The sequence below is a fragment of the Sphaerisporangium viridialbum genome, from assembly GCF_049674955.1.
GTDB classification, from domain to species: domain Bacteria; phylum Actinomycetota; class Actinomycetes; order Streptosporangiales; family Streptosporangiaceae; genus Sphaerisporangium; species Sphaerisporangium viridialbum.
Genome location: NZ_CP187232.1, coordinates 5107174 through 5124350, shown reverse-complemented (window position 1 = coordinate 5124350; position 17177 = coordinate 5107174). Strand labels below are relative to the sequence as shown.

The 17177-nt window shown below is 72.8% G+C and carries 8 protein-coding genes; 6 read left to right on the top strand and 2 right to left on the bottom strand.

Features of this window, described 5'->3' with window-relative positions; genetic code table 11:
• Positions 1-40: 40 nt before the first annotated feature.
• The gene (locus tag ACOZ38_RS23070) at positions 41-8284 is read right to left on the bottom strand and encodes an SDR family NAD(P)-dependent oxidoreductase (protein ID WP_424533251.1); all 8244 of its coding nucleotides are present in this window, start codon (positions 8282-8284) and stop codon (positions 41-43) included.
• 1098 nt (positions 8285-9382) lie between these two features.
• On the opposite strand from ACOZ38_RS23070, the gene ACOZ38_RS23065 reads away from it, so the two are divergent.
• The 6 genes from ACOZ38_RS23065 (at position 9383) to ACOZ38_RS23040 (ending at position 16478) form a co-directional block, all read left to right on the top strand.
• A complete protein-coding gene (locus ACOZ38_RS23065) occupies positions 9383-9829 on the top strand; it encodes an NADH-quinone oxidoreductase subunit B family protein (RefSeq protein WP_405150037.1) in 447 nt (148 codons plus the stop codon).
• The gene (locus ACOZ38_RS23060; protein WP_424533250.1) at positions 9826-11835 is read left to right on the top strand and encodes a proton-conducting transporter membrane subunit; all 2010 of its coding nucleotides are present in this window, start codon (positions 9826-9828) and stop codon (positions 11833-11835) included. The genes ACOZ38_RS23065 and ACOZ38_RS23060 overlap by 4 nt, the downstream gene beginning before the upstream one ends.
• Positions 11832-12794 carry a respiratory chain complex I subunit 1 family protein gene (locus ACOZ38_RS23055; RefSeq protein WP_424533249.1) on the top strand — a complete coding sequence of 321 codons (963 nt, stop codon included), beginning with the start codon at positions 11832-11834 and terminating at the stop codon, positions 12792-12794. Before ACOZ38_RS23060 ends, ACOZ38_RS23055 begins: the two co-directional genes overlap by 4 nt.
• Positions 12795-12800: 6 nt before the next feature.
• Positions 12801-13460 (top strand): hypothetical protein, encoded by a 660-nt coding sequence (locus ACOZ38_RS23050; protein WP_405150031.1) that lies wholly within the window; start codon positions 12801-12803, stop codon positions 13458-13460.
• Between the two features lie 73 nt (positions 13461-13533).
• A complete protein-coding gene (locus ACOZ38_RS23045; RefSeq protein ID WP_424533248.1) occupies positions 13534-15003 on the top strand; it encodes a proton-conducting transporter membrane subunit in 1470 nt (489 codons plus the stop codon).
• Entirely contained in the window at positions 15000-16478 is a 1479-nt protein-coding gene (locus ACOZ38_RS23040) for an NADH-quinone oxidoreductase subunit C (protein WP_424533247.1), read from the top strand. The genes ACOZ38_RS23045 and ACOZ38_RS23040 overlap by 4 nt, the downstream gene beginning before the upstream one ends.
• Before the next feature lie 44 nt (positions 16479-16522).
• Here ACOZ38_RS23040 and ACOZ38_RS23035 read toward each other — a convergent pair whose 3' ends face one another.
• Complete coding sequence (locus tag ACOZ38_RS23035) at positions 16523-17173, bottom strand: SRPBCC family protein (RefSeq protein ID WP_424533246.1); 651 nt, start codon at positions 17171-17173, stop codon at positions 16523-16525.
• Positions 17174-17177 lie beyond the last annotated feature (4 nt).

Genomic DNA, 17177 nt, shown 5'->3' with positions numbered 1-17177 from the left:
ACGGTCTGTACGGGAGAAACGGTCTGTACGGGAGAAGAGGTCAGGAGATGCCGAGCTCGTCGCTGATGAAGCTGATCAGCTCGTCGTCGGACGCCGTGGACAGGTCCCCGGCCGCGCCGCCGGACCCGTTGTCGACGGCCGGGGCGGTGCCGGACGGGAGGCCCGCCAGCACCTGCCGCAGCCTGGCGCTGGTGGCCTCGCGGTCGGACGGCGGGACGCCGGGCCCGGACAGCAGCGCCTCCAGCTCCTCGATCTTGGCCAGCACCGCGCCGAGCGGGGTCTCCACTTCGGAAGCCAGCACGTCGTGCAGATGCTCCGCGAGCGCCGCAGGAGTGGGGTAGTCGAACACCAGGGTGCTGGGCAGCGCCAGCCCGGTGACCTTGGCGAGGCGGTTGCGCAGTTCGACGCCGCTGAGCGAGCTGAATCCCTGGTCGCGGAAGCCCTGCCGCTCGTCCACGGCGGCGACGGAGGCGTGCCCGAGTACGGCGGCGACCTCGGTGCGTACGAGCCTCCGGACCGCCTGCCGCCGCTCGGCGTCGGGCAGTACGGCGATCCTTCCTACCATGCCGGGACCATCGCCGGAGGTCTCGCCCGGCTCGGCGGCACCGGGGGCGGCGGCCTGGGCTTCGGGGATCTCGCCCAGCAGCGGGACCTGGCGGGACCCCGCGATGGCGGCCCAGTCCGCCCGCGCGATGACCAGGCGGGTCTCCCCGTGGCCGATGGCCTCCTCCATCGCTGTGACGGCGAGGTCGGCGTCCATCGGCAGCAGTCCGTTACGGCGCAGCTCCCGGGCGGCTGCCGGGCCCGCGATGCCCTCGCCGTCCCAGTGCCCCCACGCGATCGATGTGGCGGGCAGCCCGGCCGCCCGGCGATGCTCGGCGAGCGCGTCCAGTACGGCGTTGCCGGGACCGTAGTTGCCCTGCCCCGCCGTACCGATCGTTCCGGTGATCGAGGAGAAGAGCACGAACGCCGAGAGGTCGAGATGGCGGGTCAGCTCGTGCAGGTGCAACGCGCCACCGACCTTGACCCGTTGCACCAGATGCATGCGCTCGGCGGTCAGCGAGTCGATCAGCGAGTCGTCCAGTACGGCGGCGGTGTGGATCACCGCGCTGAGCGGGTGCCGTCCGTCGATCCCGTCGAGCAGCGCGGCCAGCGCCGCGCGGTCGCTGACGTCCACGGCCGCGATGGTGACCTCCGCGCCCAGGGCGGTCAGCTCGTCCCGCAGCTCGGCGGCGCCGGGCGCGTCCGGGCCGCGACGGCTGGTGAGCAGGAGGTGGCCGGCGCCGCGCTCGGCGAGCCTGCGCGCGATCCGAGCGCCGAGCGCGCCGGTGCCCCCGGTGATCAGTGTGGTGCCACCAGGGGTCCACGCTGCTGGTGCGACCGTGTCACCCAGAGGCGCGGGTACGAGGCGGCGGGCATGGATCCCTGAGGTACGGACCGCCAGCTCGGACTCGCCGTGCGCTCCCGTGACCGCGCTGACGGCGAGGGCGGCGAAGCGGCCGTCCGGCGTCCCGGGAAGGTCGAGCAGCCCGCCCCACCGCTCGGGTCTCTCCGCCGCGAGGGTCCCGCCGAACCCCCAGGCCAGCGCCTGGAGGGGATGCTTCACAGGGTCCGGCATACCTGTCGAGACGGCTTCCCGGGTGGCGCTCCAGAGTCGCCCGGCGATCCCCGCGGTGTCCAGGGCCTGGATGAGCGCCACCTCGGCGGCGCCCCCGCAGGGGAGCGACGCATACCGGGGATGCGGAGTGTCGTCGAAGGAGAGCAGGGACAGGATCCCGGCGAGCGGTCCGTCATCCGGCCTGTCGGTCAGGACGGCAGCGAGGGTGTGGCGGTCGGCCGTCGCCGCGTTCACCGTGACCGGTACCGCCTCGCCGCCCTGCGTGGCGAACGCGCGGATGAGCGCGTCGGACCAGGCCGCGGCCGGGCTGGTGGCCGGCCGGACCAGGAGCCACCGTCCGGTGTGCCTGGCCGGTGCGACCTCGCTCAGGGGACGCCAGGCGATGCGGTGGCACCACGAGTCGATCGCCGATCGAGCGCCGCGCCCGGCGTGCGCGTCTCTCGTGATCTGCGGACCGGTCCGGCCGTTGGCGGGGCGCGGGGCGTCGAGCCAGTGCCTGCGGCGCTGGAAGGCGTAGGTGGGGAGGTCTGTGGTGGGGGTTTGGGGGAGGAGTTCGGTCCAGTCGGTGGGGGTTCCGTGGGTGAAGGTGGTGGCGGCGGCGGTGAGGGCGGTGGTGATGTCGCGGCGGTCTTTGCGGAGGACGGGTGCGGCGGTGACGTCGCTGTCCAGGGTGTCGTGGAGGAACGTGGTGAGGACACCGTCGGGACCGAGTTCCAGGTGTGCGGTGGCGTGAAGGGACCGGACGGCGTCATGGAACCGGACAGGGCTCCTTAGATGGTCGGCCCAGTAGCCGGGGGTGGTGATGTGGCCGGGGTCGGCGAGTTCACCGGTGAGGTCGGAGACAAAGTCGATGGTGGGCGGGGTGAAGGTCAACGCTGAGAGGGCGTCACGGAAGTCACTCAGGATGGGGTCCATGTGAGCTGAGTGGAATGCGTGGCTGACGGTGAGGTGTTTGGCCTTCCGGCCTTGTGCCCTGAAGGCTTCGGTAACGGAATGTATGCCGTGGTAATCGCCGGAGATGACGGTGGAGTTTGGGGTGTTGAGTGCGGCGATGGTGACGTCGTCGCGGTCGTGTAGGGCGGCTTGCACCTCTTGTTCGGTGGCTTGGATGGCTGCCATGGCGCCGTGTCCGGTGGGGAGGGATTGCATGAGGTGGGCGCGGGTGGCGATCAGGGTGGTGGCGTCGTTCAGGGTGAGGATTCCGGCGATGTGGGCGGCGCTGATGGCGCCGATGGAGTGTCCGGTGACGATGTCGGGGGTGATGCCCCAGCTGTTCAGCAGGTGGGTGAGGGAGATTTGCAGGGTGAACAGCGCCGGTTGGGTGTAGAGGGTCTGGTTGAGCAGTTCGGCGTGCCTGGTGGTGAGGATGACCTCGCGCAGTGGAACGGGTAACCGCAGGTGGGTGTCGAAGGCGGTGGTGAGCTGGTCGAAGGTGGTGGCGTAAACCGGGAAGGCTTGGTGGAGTTCGCGGCTCATGCCTGCGTGCTGGCTGCCTTGCCCGGTGAACAGGAACGCGGTCCGCGGGGTGGGGGCGGCGGCTCCAACGGTGACGGTGGGATGGGACCGTCCGTCGGCCAGGGCGTGTAGTCCTTCGGTGAGCTGGTCGCCGGTGCCGAGGAGGACGGCTCGGTGGTTGAACAGGGTCCGGGTGGTGACCAGCGAGAGCCCGACGGAGGCCGGGTCCAGCTCGGGGTCGCCGTCCAGGTGATCGGCGAGCTTGCGGGCTTGACCGCGCAGCGCCTCAGGAGTCCGAGCGGAAAGAACCCATGGGACTACCCCAAGCTCGGGCACGCCGTTTTCGGGCACGCGACTGTCTCGCGTGAGGCTCCCGGGCACGTCGCTTTCAGGTACACGGCTCCCGGGCACGCCGCTTTCGGTTGCGAGGCTCCCGGGCACGTCGCTTTTGGTTGCGAGGCTTCCGGGCACGCTGTTCGCCGGCGCGGGGCTCGCGGGCACGTCGCTTTCCGGTGCGCCGGTCTCGGGCGTGTGGCTCTCGGGGCCGCCGGTCTGAGGTTCGGGTGAGGGGGGTGCCGGGTGGGTTGGTTTCGTGGGCGGTGCGGCTGTCATGGAGGCGTGTTCGGTCGGGGAAGTGGTTCGCATCAGGTCGGCGGTGGCTCTTGACGGCGGGGTCTCTTGCGATGATGCGGACGTGGGCGTGGGGGCGAGGTCGGGTCGCCGCCGTGTCGTGGGGGGCTGCTCGATGATCACGTGGGCGTTGGTGCCGCTGATCCCGAACGAGGACAGGGCCGCGCGCCGGGGGCGTCCGGTTTCGGGCCATGGGCGGGTGTCGGTGAGCAGCTCGACCGATCCGGCGCTCCAGTTCACATGCCCGGACGGTTCGTCCACGTGCAGCGTCTTGGGAACCACCCCGTGTTCCAGCGCGGACACGAGCTTGATCATGCTCGCCACCCCGGCGGCGGCCTGGGCGTGGCCGATGTTCGACTTCACCGAGCCGATGAGCAGCGGCCGGTCGGCCGGACGATCCTGACCGTAGGTGTTGATGATGGCTTGGGCTTCGATGGGGTCGCCCAGCGTGGTCCCGGTGCCGTGGGCCTCCACCACGTCGACGTCGGCCGCCCGCAACCCCGCGGACGTGAGCGCGTCCTGTATCACCCGCTGCTGGGCGGGTCCGTTGGGTGCGGTCAGGCCGTTGGAGGCGCCGTCCTGGTTGATGGCGGTGCCCCGGATGACCGCCAGAACCCGATGCCCCAGGCGCTCCGCGTCCGACAGCCGTTCGACGAGCAGCAATCCCACGCCCTCGGCCCACGCCGTGCCGTCGGCCGCCGCCGCGAACGGCTTGCACCGCCCGTCCCGGGCGAGGCCCCGCTGGCGGGAGAACTCGGTGAACATGCCAGGGGCGGACATCACCGCCACCCCGCCCGCCAGCGCCAGATCGGTATCTCCGCTGCGCAGCGACTGAACGGCCAGGTGCAGCGCGACCAGCGAGGATGAGCAGGCGGTGTCCACGGTGACCGCCGGCCCCTCGAAGCCGAAGGTGTACGCGATCCGCCCGGAGACCACACTGGTCGTGGTGCCGGTCAGCGCGTATCCCTCGGCGTCCTCGGAGGTCTCGTGCAGCCGGGGGCCGTAGTCCTGCGGCGTGGCTCCGACGAAGACGCCGGTGCGGCTGCCCCTGAGGGACCCGGGCGTGATTCCGGCACGTTCGAGCAGCTCCCAGGACGCTTCCAGCAGCAGCCGCTGCTGGGGGTCCATCGCGGCGGCCTCCCGAGGGCTGATGCCGAAGAAATCGGCGTCGAACCGGTCGGCGTCGTGCAGGAAGCCGCCCTCCCGGGTGTACGAGGTGCCGGGCCGGGTCGAGCCGGGGTCGTAGAGCGCGTCGAGGTCCCAGCCTCGGTTGGCGGGGAAGCCGCTGATCGCGTCGGCTCCGGCCAGCAGCAGGTCCCAGAGCCGTTCCGGGGTGTCGGCTCCTCCCGGCCATCGGCCGCTCATCGCGACCAGCGCGACCGGCTCGTCGTACGGCGCCGCCCCGGTGCGGTCCCGGGCGGTCCCGGCGGGCCGTTCTGTACGACCTCCAGTCTCGGCCAGCAGGAACCGTGCGACCGCGAGCGGCGTGGGATGGTCGAAGGTGACGGTGGCCGGCACCGGGAGTCCCGTCACGGCCGACAGCCTGTCGCGCAGCTCCACCGCGCCGAGGGAGTCGAGCCCGAGGTCCCGGAACGGGAGGTCGGCGGCCACGGCGACCCCGTCGGCATACCCGAGGACGGTCGCCGTCGCGGAGAGCACGAGGTCGAGCACCCAGCGGCCCCGCTCCTCATCGGCAAGCCCGGCGAGCCGCGCGCCCAGCGTGCTGGTGGGCTGAGGCTCCGGCTCGGGTATCGAGGCCGGCGTCGCGAGGGGATCGTGAGGGGGGACACGTGACGGGGTGGCCGTCGCCCGGTCGAGCCAGTGGCGGCGGCGCTGGAAGGCGTACGTGGGCAGCGGCACGCGCCGGGCGTCGGGGGGTAGCGCTCCCGTCCAGTCGACCGGCACTCCGTGTACGTGCAGCCGGGCCGCCGAGCGCAGGAAGTGGCCGAGGTCGCCACCACCCCGCCGCAGGGTCCCGGTCACCACCCCCGCGTGGGCGGTGCCGGTCGAACTTCCCGCCTGGACGGTGCCGGCCACGTCGGCCTGGGTGGTGCGGGTGTCCGCAGGGGCGGTGTCGAGGATCTGGCGGAGTCCTACGACCAGGATCGGATGCGGGCTCGACTCGACGAAGACATCGTGCCCGTCGGCCAGCGCGGCGCGTACGGCGCGCTCGAACTCGACGGTGTGCCGGAGGTTGCGGTACCAGTAGCCGGCATCGAGCTCGGCGGTGTCGAGAAGTCCTCCGGTGACGCTGGAGTAGAAGGCGGTGTCCGTGCTCCGCGGGACGAACCCCGGCAGCAGCTCCAGCAGCTGGTCGCGGACGACCTCGACGTGCGCGGAGTGCGAGGCGTAGTCGATCCGCACGCCGCGCACCGGGACGTCCTCGGCCTCGTACGCGGCCACCAGCTCGTCGAGGGCGTCGCCGTCACCGGAGACCACGGTGGCGGAGGGCCCGTTGACCGCGCCGACGTTCAACCGGCCCGCCCAGCGGGCCAGCCGGGCGCGTACCTGATCGGCGGGCAGCGGGATCGACACCATCCCCCCGCCGTGGCCGGAGATCGCGGCGATCGCCCGGCTGCGCAGCACGACGATCGCGGCCGCGTCCTCAAGGGACAACGCGCCCGCGATGTGCGCCGCGGCGATCTCGCCCTGCGAGTGCCCGATGACGGCGTCGGGGACCACTCCGAACGACTCCCAGAGCCGGGCGAGCGCGACCATGACGGCGAACAGGGCCGGCTGTACCACCTCGACCCGGTCGAACGAGGCCGCGCCGGGAAGCCCCCAGAGCACCTCGGCGGGCGACCAGTCGACATGCGGGTCCAGGGCGCTCGCGACGGCGCTCAGGTGCTCGGCGTACACGGGGGAGAGGCGGGCCAGCTCGCGGCCCATGCCGATCCACTGGCTGCCCTGGCCCGGAAAGACGAAGACGACGCCACCGCTGCCGCTCCGTGTCTCACCCAGGACCGTGCCGGCGGTGGGGTCGCCGGCGGTAAGCGCCTTCAGCCCGTCCAGGAGCTCGCGCCGGCCCGGCTCCACCAGCACGGCACGGTGCCTGAAGGACGTACGCGTGGTGGCCAGGGAGAACGCGAGATCGGACAGGTCTTCGTCGGCGCCGGCCACCGCGTCGAGCAGCCGCCCGGCCTGCTCCCGCAACGCGCCCGGCGTCCGTCCGGACAGGACGAAGGGAACAAGCGGCGACGTGGCCGACCCGGTCGATCGGGTCCCGGGCCGGGTGACAGGTCGTCCGGGATCTCCGCCCCGAGGGGTTCGGAGGTTCGCGGCCGCCCGGCCGGGGCTTTCGGTCAGGATGAGGTGGCAGTTGGTGCCGCCTATCCCGAACGAGCTGACGCCGGCGACGAGCGGCTCGTCCGGCCGTGGCCAGGGGCCTGACGCGGCGGCCACGCGAAGGTTCAGCGCCTCCAGGTCGATGTGCGGGTTCGGCGTCTCGAAGTTGAGGCTCGGCGGGATCTCGCGGTGACGGATGCTGAGGACGGCCTTGAGCAGTCCGGCGATGCCGGCCGCGCCCTCCAGGTGCCCGACGTTCGTCTTCACCGAGCCGACGATCAGCGGCCGGCCGGCCGGGCGGGCCGTGCCCAGCGCCGCCCCGAGCGCGCGGGCCTCGATCGGATCGCCCACCTTCGTGCCCGTGCCGTGCAGCTCGACGAACTGCACGGCTCCCGGGTCGATCCCCGACCTGCTCACCGCCAGGCGCACGACCTCCTCCTGCGCCCGGTCGCTCGGCACGGTGAGGCCGTCCGTGGCCCCGTCGCTGTTCACCGCGCTGCCACGGACGACGGCGTGCACGGTGTCGCCGTCGGCGAGGGCCCGCGACAACGGCTTGAGCAGTACCAGCCCGCCGCCCTCACCGCGCACGTACCCGTTGGCGCGGGCGTCGAAGGTGAAGCAGCGCCCATCGGGCGAGAGCCCTCCGAACCGCTCGGCGGTGAGGGTGCTCTCGGGGACCAGGTTGAGGTTGACGCCACCGGCGATCGCGAGCGCGGACTCGCCGCTCCGCAGGCTCTCGCAGGCCAGGTGCACGGCCACCAGCGCGGACGACTGGGCGGTGTCCACCGTCAGGCTCGGGCCGCGCAGGCCGAGGAAGTAGGAGATGCGGTTCGCCAGCATCCCCTTGTTCAGCCCGGCGAGCGTGTGACGGGTGATGGCCGCGTCGCCGCTGCGGGCGGCCAGGGCGGCGTAGTCGGAGCCGATCGCGCCGAGGAACACCCCGGCGCGGACGCCTGCCAGGTCGGAGGGGAGCACCCCGGCGTCCTCCAGGACCTCCCAGCCCAGCTCCAGCATGAGCCGCTGCTGGGGGTCCATGGCCACGGCCTCGCGTGGCGAGATCCCGAAGAAGCCGGCGTCGAACCGGTCCACCTGGTCGAGGAAGCCGCCAGGACGACCTACGATCTGCGGCTCGGCGAGCAGCCGCTCGGGCGAGGGCTCGGCGATCGCGTCGCCTCCGGAGCGCAGCAGCCGCCACAGGGCCTCGGGGCCCGGCGCGCCGGGCAACCGGCACGCCAGGCCGATCACCGCGACCGCGTCGCCGCCTTCGAATCCCGCCGCGTTCACCTGATCTGCCATATCCAACTTCCGCCTCTTGTCGTGATCTACGGGCTTCCTGCGAACCGGTGACGTCGACGATCCGGCGTGTTCGGATATCCGCGACGGGCGCGGATCGTCCCCCGGTGCCTCACCCCCGTGACGGAGTGGGGCCGGCCCGGCGTTTATCGGCCCGATCGGACGAGAAACCAGCGGACGGTTTCATCCGGCGTTACGCGTGCATTTCCCGTCGCATTCGGTGCGCCCGGTCGTCCCTCTTTCCGGATCGTCGCCGCTGTAAAGTTGCTCGCCCGGGGCCGGGGCGGCGATGCCTTGTGGCGTGCGGTGATTCACGCATTCGACGGTCGCATGAATTTCCCGAAACCGTCAAGAGCGCACCATTAAGCCGCTGTCATAGGCGTTTCCTTACCTGATTCATCAAGAAACATAATTGGACGCGAACGCCGGCCGCCCCATATCCTGGCGACAGGTTCACGGAGTAAATGGAATCCGCGGGACGGTGCCGTGACGCCCGCCCCGCCATCCGTGGACAGACGCACCCTTCCTCCGACGCCCCCGCCCCGCACGCTCACGCCGGCGTCCCACGACCTCCGCCCCGGACGGTCACCGGACGCGCGAAGCGAACTCCTACGCGCGAAGTGACTCCGGCGCGCTGAGCAAGTCGCACGGCGGCGCCTGCCTGGCGATGAACTCCCGGTCCCTCGGTGGCCGAGGTGACCTGACGTACGGTCCTTGGCCGGAGCCGGGTGTGGAAACCGGGCTACAACGGTCCTCTTCCGGCGCGTCACCCCGCCGTGGGCGGCGAAGTAGAGGCTCCAGCCCGTCACGGTGAGTTGCGGTTCGGCTACGCATGGGTATCGTTTCGGCACGCGCGAGATCTCGACGTTGTGCACGCGCTCAGCGGTGCGGGCCTGACCGGGCCGCTGAAGCGGGCACCCGACTCTTACCTGATGATCCGGGGAAGCCCCCCGGCGGAGCTGGGCGAAACGAGACCGGAGCGGCTCGTACGGACCGCTCGCCGGGCCGGCGTCGGCCGTGCTCGCGTCCCCCGTCCATCTCCCCGAGTGCTGAGGTGTCGTCGTGATCGGTTTGTGGCGGAAGATACGAAAGACGGGCCGGATGGCCGAGCCGTCGCCCGAGCGGGCCGGTGGCGACACCGTGCCGGCGGCGGCCGAGCTCGGCGGTTCCGTGCAGATACGGCATGTCGACGCGGGCTCGTGCAACGGGTGCGAGGTGGAGATCGCCTCGGCGTTCGGGCCGGTCTACGACGCCGACCGCTACGGGGCACGCCTGGTGGCCTCGCCGCGGCACGCGGACGCGCTGCTGGTGACCGGCCCGGTGACGCGCAACATGGAGGTCGCCCTGCGGCGCAGCCACGAGGCCGTCCCCGAGCCGCGCCTGGTGATCGCGCTAGGCGACTGCGCCAGGAACTGCGGGGTGTTCGCCGGGGCGTACGGAGTGGTCGGCGCGGTCAAGGACGTGCTGCCCGTGGACGTCGAGGTGCCGGGATGCCCGCCGGAGCCCGGAGCCATCGTCGAGGCGCTGCGCGGGCTGACCGGCCGGTGAACGCCGCTGGAACGTTCCTGACCTCCGCGCTGGCCCTGTGCCTGGCCTCGGCGCTGGCCGGGGTGGTGACCCCCCGCCGCGCCAGGCCGCTGGTGGCGGGGGTGACGATGGCCTGCGCGGGCGCGGCGGGGGCCTTGGCCGGCGTCGCGGCGCTCGCCGGGCAGACCTGGACGGCCTGGCTCCCCGGCGTGCTCCCGCTGGCGGGCGCGCGTCTCGCGCTCGACCCGCTGGCCGGGACGTTCGTCGCCGTCACCGGCGCGGTGGCCGTGTGCGCCGCGATCTACGGCATCGGCTACACCCGGCACGGGCTGGACGGCCGCGTGGCCCAGGCGACGCCGCCGCTGTTCCTGGCGGCCATGCTGCTGGTGCCCGTGGCGGCCAGCGTGGGCACGCTGCTGGCGGCCTGGGAGCTGATGGCGATCACCTCGCTGCTGCTGGTGCTGGCCGAGCACGCCCGCCGGGCCGCCGTGGGCGAGGCCGCGCTGTGGTACGCCGTGATGACCCACCTCGGCTTCGTGGCGATCCTGGCCGGGCTGGCCGCCTTCGCCGCCGGGGCGGGGGGTGACTCGTTCGTGCGGCTCCGGGCGGCCGAGCCGTCTCCCGCCCTGTCCGGGGTGGTGTTCCTCGCGACGCTGGTGGGCTTCGCCTCCAAAGCCGGCATCGTGCCGCTGCACGTCTGGCTGGCGCGGGCCCATCCGGAGGCGCCGAGCCAGGTGTCGGCCATGATGAGCGCGGCCATGGTCAACATGGGCGTCTACGGCATCGTGCGGGTCGGCATGGACCTGCTGCACGGCGGCCCGGCCTGGTGGTGGCTGCTCGTGCTCGCGATCGGCGCCCTGTCGGCGCTGTTCGGCGTCCTGCAGGCGACGGTCGCCTCCGACCTCAAGCGGCTGCTGGGCTACTCCACCACCGAGAACATGGGCTTGGTCCTGATCGGCGTGGGCGCGGCCGGGTTCCTCGCCGCCTGCGGGAACCCCATGCTCGCGGGCCTCGCGCTGGCCGCCGCGCTTTTGCACGTCGTGAACCATTCGGCGTTCAAGACGCTGCTGTTCCTCTCGGCGGGCTCCGTCCTGCGCGCCACCGGCACCCGCGACCTGGACGCGCTCGGGGGGCTGCGCGGCCGCATGCCGTACACCACAGCCCTGTTCGCGGTGGGCGCCCTGGCGGCCTCGGCGCTGCCGCCCGGCAACGGGTTCGTCAGTGAGTGGCTGCTGCTGCAGAGCCTCATCCATTCCCTGCCCAGCTCGGGCGTGACGGGGGCGGTGACGATGCCGGCGGCCGTGGGGGTGATCGCGCTGACGGCGGGCCTCGGGGTCGCCACCTTCGTCAAGGCATTCGGCGTGGGGTTCCTCGCCCGTCCGCGCACCCGCGAGGCCGGGCGCGCGGCCGAGAGCCCGCCCGTCATGCTCGGCGGCATGGCGCTCGCGGCGGCGTGCTGCGCGGGCCTGGCGCTCGCGCCCACCGCCGTCCTGCCCGCCCTCTGCCGCACGGTCGCCACCTTGCTTCCCGGATCGGGCGCGGTCGGGGGAGAGGTGACGCTGCGGCTCACCAGCACCGCGGGGACGATGTCGCCGCTGCTGCTGGCCGCCGCGCTCGTGATCGCCGTGGTCGGCGCGCTCGGCACGGTACGGACGCTGGCCCGGCGGCGGGCGCGGCGGCCCGCGCGGCTGTGGGACTGCGGGGCGGGGCCCATGTCACCGCGCATGGAGTACACCGCCACCTCGTTCGCCCAGCCGTTGCAGCGGGTCTTCGACAACGTGCTCGCGCCCGAGAGCGACCTCGACGTCACCCCGACGAAGGAGTCGGCGTACATCGTGGAGAGCGTCCAGTTCCGCGCCCGCGTGCACGACCGCGTCGAGCGGCGCCTGTACGACCCGGTGCTGGCCGCCGCGGCCTCGATCGGCCGCCGTGCCACGAGGCTCGCGGACGGCAGCGTCCACCGCTACCTGGCCTACGGGTTCTACGCGCTCACCGGCATGCTCATCGTGCTGGCGGTGGTCTGGTGACCGCCCCGGGCGGCCTGGTGGGCCTGGTGGGCGCGGTGGCGCAGGTCGTGCTCGTGGCCGTCGGATCCCCGCTGCTGGCCGGGCTGATGCGGCAGGTGCGCGCCCGGCTGGAGGGGCGGGCGGGCGCCGGGGTGGGTCAGGCGTGGCGTGACCTGCGCAAGCTGTCCAGGAAGGAGGCCATCACCCCGCACGGCACCGGGTGGGTGTTCCGGATGGCGCCCCTGGTGCTCGCCGGGACCGCCCTGGTGGTGGCCGCGGTGGTGCCCCTGGTGACCACCCGCTCACCGTTCGACGGGGTGGCCGACCTGTTCGCGGTGGCCGCCCTGCTGGCCCTCGGGTCGGTGGCGCTGGCCCTCGGCGGGCTGGACACCGGCACGGCGTTCGGCGGGATGGGCGCCAGCCGCGAGGTCACCGTGCTGGCGCTGGTCGAGCCGACCATCCTGCTGTCGGTGTTCGCGCTGTCGGTGCGGGCGGGGTCCACGAACCTCGGCGTGATCGTCACCTCGGCCCTGCGGAACCCGCTGGCGGTGATCTCTCCGGTCAGCCTGCTCGCCGCCGTCGCCCTGGTGGTGGTCACCATGGCCGAGACCGGGCGCATCCCGGTGGACAACCCCTCGACGCATCTTGAGCTGACGATGATCCACGAGGCGATGATCCTGGAGTACGCGGGGCCCGACCTGGCGCTGATCGAGTGGGCGTCGGCGATGCGGCTGTCGGTGCTGCTCGGGCTGCTGGGCAGCCTCTTCGTCCCCTGGGGCATCGCCCCCGCCGGGGCGGGGCCGGGCTCCGTGGCCCTGGCCATGGGCCTGCTGGTGGTCAAGGTCGCCGTGCTCGGCACGGTGCTCGCCGCCGCCGAGGTGTTCATGGCCAAGTTGCGCCTGTTCCGCATCCCCGAGCTCCTGGCCGGTTCTTTCATGCTGGCGCTGCTGGCCGTCGCCGCTTCCTGCTTCCTCACGTGAGATGACATGAACGAATCGATGTACGTGCCCTTACTGGATCTCGCCTGCGGGGCGTTCCTCCTCGCGGGGGTGCTGGTGCTGGGGCGGCACGACCTCGCCGCCATCGTCCGGCTGTTCGCCTGGCAGGGCGTCGCCCTGGCCGCCATGGTGCTCGTGCTCGCGGCGCACGAGGGGTCCGCCGAGCTCGCCGTGGCGGGCGTCGCGGTGGGCGGGCTGCGCGCCGGGCTGCTGCCGCACCTCATGCGCCGCGCGCTGGTGGCCGGGGGAGAGGACCGCGAGAGCAGGCCGCTGGTCAACGTGGCCACCTCGTTGCTGGTGGCGGCCGTGCTGGCGATGGTGGCCTACGACATCTCCCAGCCGCTGGTGCGGCTCACGCCCACCCCGTCCACCAGGGCGGTGCCCGTCGCCCTCACCGTGCTGCTGGTCGGGTTCTTCGTCCTGGTCAGCAGGCGCAGGGCCCTGTCACAGGTGGTCGGGTTCCTGCTGATGGACAACGCCATCACCGCGACCGCGTTCCTCACCACCAGCGGGGTGCCGGCCGTGGTCGAGCTGGGCGTCTCGCTGGACGTGCTGCTCGCCGTGCTGGTGCTGCAGGTCCTCACCACCCGCATGCGCGCCGCGTTCGGCGGCACCGACCTGGACGAGCTACGGGAGCTGCGCGACTGATGGACATCCCTCAGGACAAGCAAGAGACGGTGTCCGGCCGTACGTCTCGCCGGCCGCTGTGCGGGGAGGTCGCGTGAGCCTGCTCGTGATCACGCCGATCCTGTTCCCGCTGCTGGCGGCCTGCGGCTACGCCGTGTTCGGCTGGCGGGGCGCGACGGCCTGGCTGGGCGCCGGGGCGGCGGCCGGTTCGCTGGGCGGCGCGGTGGCGCTGGCCGTGGCCACCTCCGCCCAGCCCAGGACGGCCCTGTCGGGGCTGCTGCGGGCCGACGCGCTGAGCGCCTTCATGCTGATCGTGATCGGCGTGGTGGCCCTGCTAGCGGCGCTCGCCGGCCCCGCGTACCTGGCCGCCGAGCTCGCCGCCGGGCGCACCGGGCCCCGTGCCACCCGCCGGTACGGCGTCCTCACCCAGGCCTTCGTCGCGGCCATGGCGGTCGCGGTGCTGGCCGCGAGCCTCGGGGTGCTGTGGGTCGCGGTGGAGGCCACCACGATCCTCACCGCGTTCCTGGTCGGGCACCGCCGTACGCGGCAGGCCGTGGAGGCCGCCTGGAAGTACGTCGTGATCTGCTCGGTCGGCATCACGCTGGCTCTGCTCGGCGTGGTGCTCACGCACTACGCGGCCCTGCACGCCGGAGTGCCGTCGGCCGGCGGGCTCGACTGGGCGGTGCTGTCGGGCGCCGCGGCCGATCTGGACCCCGGGGTGATGCGCACCGCCGTGGTCCTGCTCGTGCTGGGGTTCGGCACCAAGGCGGGGCTGGCGCCGATGCACGCCTGGCTGCCCGACGCCTACGGCCAGACCCCGGCGCCGGTGTCGGCGCTCATGTCAGGGGTGCTGCTGTCGGTGGCGTTCTACGCCATCCTGCGGGTGAAGGTGATCGCCGACGTCGCCCTCGGCGCGGGGTTCACCCGCACGCTGCTCATCATCGCGGCCCTGGCCTCCCTGTCGGTCTCGGCGGCGCTGCTGCTGGCCCAGCGCGACTACATACGCATGATCGCCTACTCCAGCATCGAGCACATGGGCCTGGTGGCGCTCGGAGCCGCCGTCGGCAGCCGGCTCGCCATGGTGGCCGTGCTGCTGCACATCCTCGGGCACGGGCTCGGCAAGTCGGTGCTGTTCCTGTCCTCCGGCCACATCCAGCAGGCCTTCGGGAGCAGCAGGATCGCGGCGGTGAGCGGCCTGGCCTCCCGGGCTCCGGTCCTCGCGGGCGCCTTCGGCCTCGGACTGCTCGCCCTGCTCGGCATGCCCCCGTTCAGCCTGTTCGCCAGCGAACTCGGCATCGCCCGGGCCGGGTTCACCGCCGGGTTCGGCTGGGCGGTGGCCACGGCGCTGGCGTTGATGCTGGTCATCGGGGCCGGCGTCCTGTCGGGCGGGCGGCGCATGCTGCTCGGCGCGCCCCCGCCGGGAGGCGCGGCGATACGGCTGACCCGCGCCTCCGCCGTGCCGCTGGTCGCGGGCCTGCTCGCCTGCGCCGTGCTCGGCGTCGTGGCGGGCCCGCTGCGCCCGCTGCTGGAGGCCGCCGCGACCATGGCCGGAGCGACCCCGTGACCGGCCGTCTCATCGTGAACGTGCGGGCCGGCGAGCTGGCCGACCGGACGGCACGGCTGCTCGCCGGCGGCTACCGCCTGGCTCTGGTGGCCGCCCACGAGGACCCAGGGGCCCTGCGCGTGGTGTACCTGTACACCGCGGGGGCGCCGGACCGGCGCGCCGAGCTGCACGTGCACCTCGACCCGTACGAGCCGGCGATCCCTAGCCTCGCGGGGCTGTCCTTCCCGGCGGGCCGGTTCGAACGGGAGATGCGCGACCTGTACGGCATCGTCCCGATGCGCCATCCGCTGCCTCATCGCCTGGTCCGCCACCACCACTGGCCGAGGGGCTGGTACCCCATGCGCGCCGACGCCGGGCCGCCGCCGGAGTTCGGCGACCCCGAGGGCCCCTACCCCTTCCTCACGGTGGGGGGCCCGGGCGTGTACGAGATCCCCGTCGGCCCGGTCCACGCGGGGCTGATCGAGCCGGGCCACTTCCGGTTCTCGGTGGTGGGGGAGACGATCCTCAAGCTCAAGGCCCGGCTGTGGTTCGTGCACCGGGGCATCGAGAGGCTGTTCACCGGGCGCGACCCGGCCGAGGGCCTGGCGCTCGCCGAACGGGTCAGCGGCGACACCTCCGTCGGGCACGCCCTCGCCTACTGCCTCGCGGTGGAGGAGGCGACCGGGTGCGTCGTCGAGGCCGCGGCGCAGCGCGGGCGGGCCGTCCTGCTCGAACTGGAACGCCTCTACAACCACGTCACCGACATCGGCGCACTGTGCAACGACGTGGGCCACGGCATCCTCAACGCGCACTGCGGGCGCGTACGCGAGCGGCTGCTCAGGCTCAACGCCGAGGTGACCGGCCACCGGCTGCTGCGCGGCGGGGTGAGGCCCGGCGGCGCCGCGCTGCGCGCCCTGCCCGACCTCGCCACGCTGCGTGCCGTCGGCGCGGAAGTGGCCGAGATCGCCGGGCTGGCGCTCGGTCACACCGTCGTGACCGACCGGTTCGCGGGCACGGCCGTGCTGTCTGCGGAGGCCGCCGGGGACCTCGGCGCCCTCGGGTACGTCGCGCGTGCCAGCGGCCTGGCGGTGGACGCCCGCCAGGACCATCCCTTCACCGACCTCGGGCCGTTCTCGGCGGCCACCCGTTCCGGCGGGGACGTGCTGGCCCGGTTCCAGGTCCGCGCGGAGGAGATCGCCACCTCCGTGGAGCTGATCGCCCGGCTGTGCGAGGGGTCGGCGCCGGGGGAGACGGGCGGCCGGCCGCCCCGCGCTGGGCGGGCGAGCTCGGGTGTCGGCATCGTCGAAGGCTGGCGGGGGACGATCACGCACCGGGTGGAGCTGGCCGCCGGCGGCACGCTCAGCCGGGTCAAGATCGTGGATCCGTCGTTCTTCAACTGGCCGGCGCTGCCCGTGGCGCTCGGCGGCGCGATCGTCCCCGACTTTCCCCTGGTGAACAAGAGCTTCAACCTGTCGTACGCGGGCAATGATCTGTGACCGGGCGGGGTCCGCGCGAGGGGCGGGCCCCGCCCGGCGGCCGGTCAGAGGTCGCCGTTCTCGATCGCTTTCTTCAGGCCCGCCTGCGTCTCCTGGTGGGAGGAGACGCCGTTGGTCACGGTGAAGTCGATGAGCAGGATGCTCGCCTCGAAGGTGAGGTGCTCGGTGACCCTCGTCCGGCCGTCGCCCAGGTCCGCGAAGACGATCTTCTGGTGCGTGACGACGTTGGGCAGCGACCAGCTGTCGGTCTCGTAGTAGTAGCCGCTGTGGTGGATGCGCTGCTGTGCGTGCGTTTTGCTGGTGATGGGCAGGCCCGCGACGACCGGGATCTCCTCGATGGCGGTGAAGTCGATGTAACGCGTGTCGTCCTGGACCCGGTCCTTGTGGGTGACCACGCGCTTGAGGAACGAATGCAGGCCGACATGGTTGTTGACGTTCGAGTACGCGGTGAACACGTGCTCGATCGGCGCGGCGATTTCAATGGATATATCGCGCTTTACCTGGCTTCTTCCCGTGATCGGGAGGGGGGCGCTCGCGCACTGGTAGAACTTGTAGAAGTCCCACGCGGCCTGCCATTCGGCGGCGAGCTGGGCGTCGGTCTCGGGTGTCCCGGCGCGGGCGGGGCCAGAGAACGCGGTCGCGACGAGGGCTGCGGCGAGGAGGGGGGCGGTGAAAAGCCGGAGGAGCTTCTTCATGGAA

Bases quoted from the DNA above. Each gene is read 5' to 3' on its own strand.
- ACOZ38_RS23050 (WP_405150031.1), top strand. From the start codon at position 12,801: ATGAACGAATCGATGTACGTGCCCTTACTGGATCTCGCCTGCGGGGCG.
- ACOZ38_RS23070 (WP_424533251.1), bottom strand. From the start codon at position 8,284: ATGGCAGATCAGGTGAACGCGGCGGGATTCGAAGGCGGCGACGCGGTC.
- ACOZ38_RS23035 (WP_424533246.1), bottom strand. From the start codon at position 17,173: ATGAAGAAGCTCCTCCGGCTTTTCACCGCCCCCCTCCTCGCCGCAGCC.
- ACOZ38_RS23065 (WP_405150037.1), top strand. From the start codon at position 9,383: ATGGCCGAGCCGTCGCCCGAGCGGGCCGGTGGCGACACCGTGCCGGCG.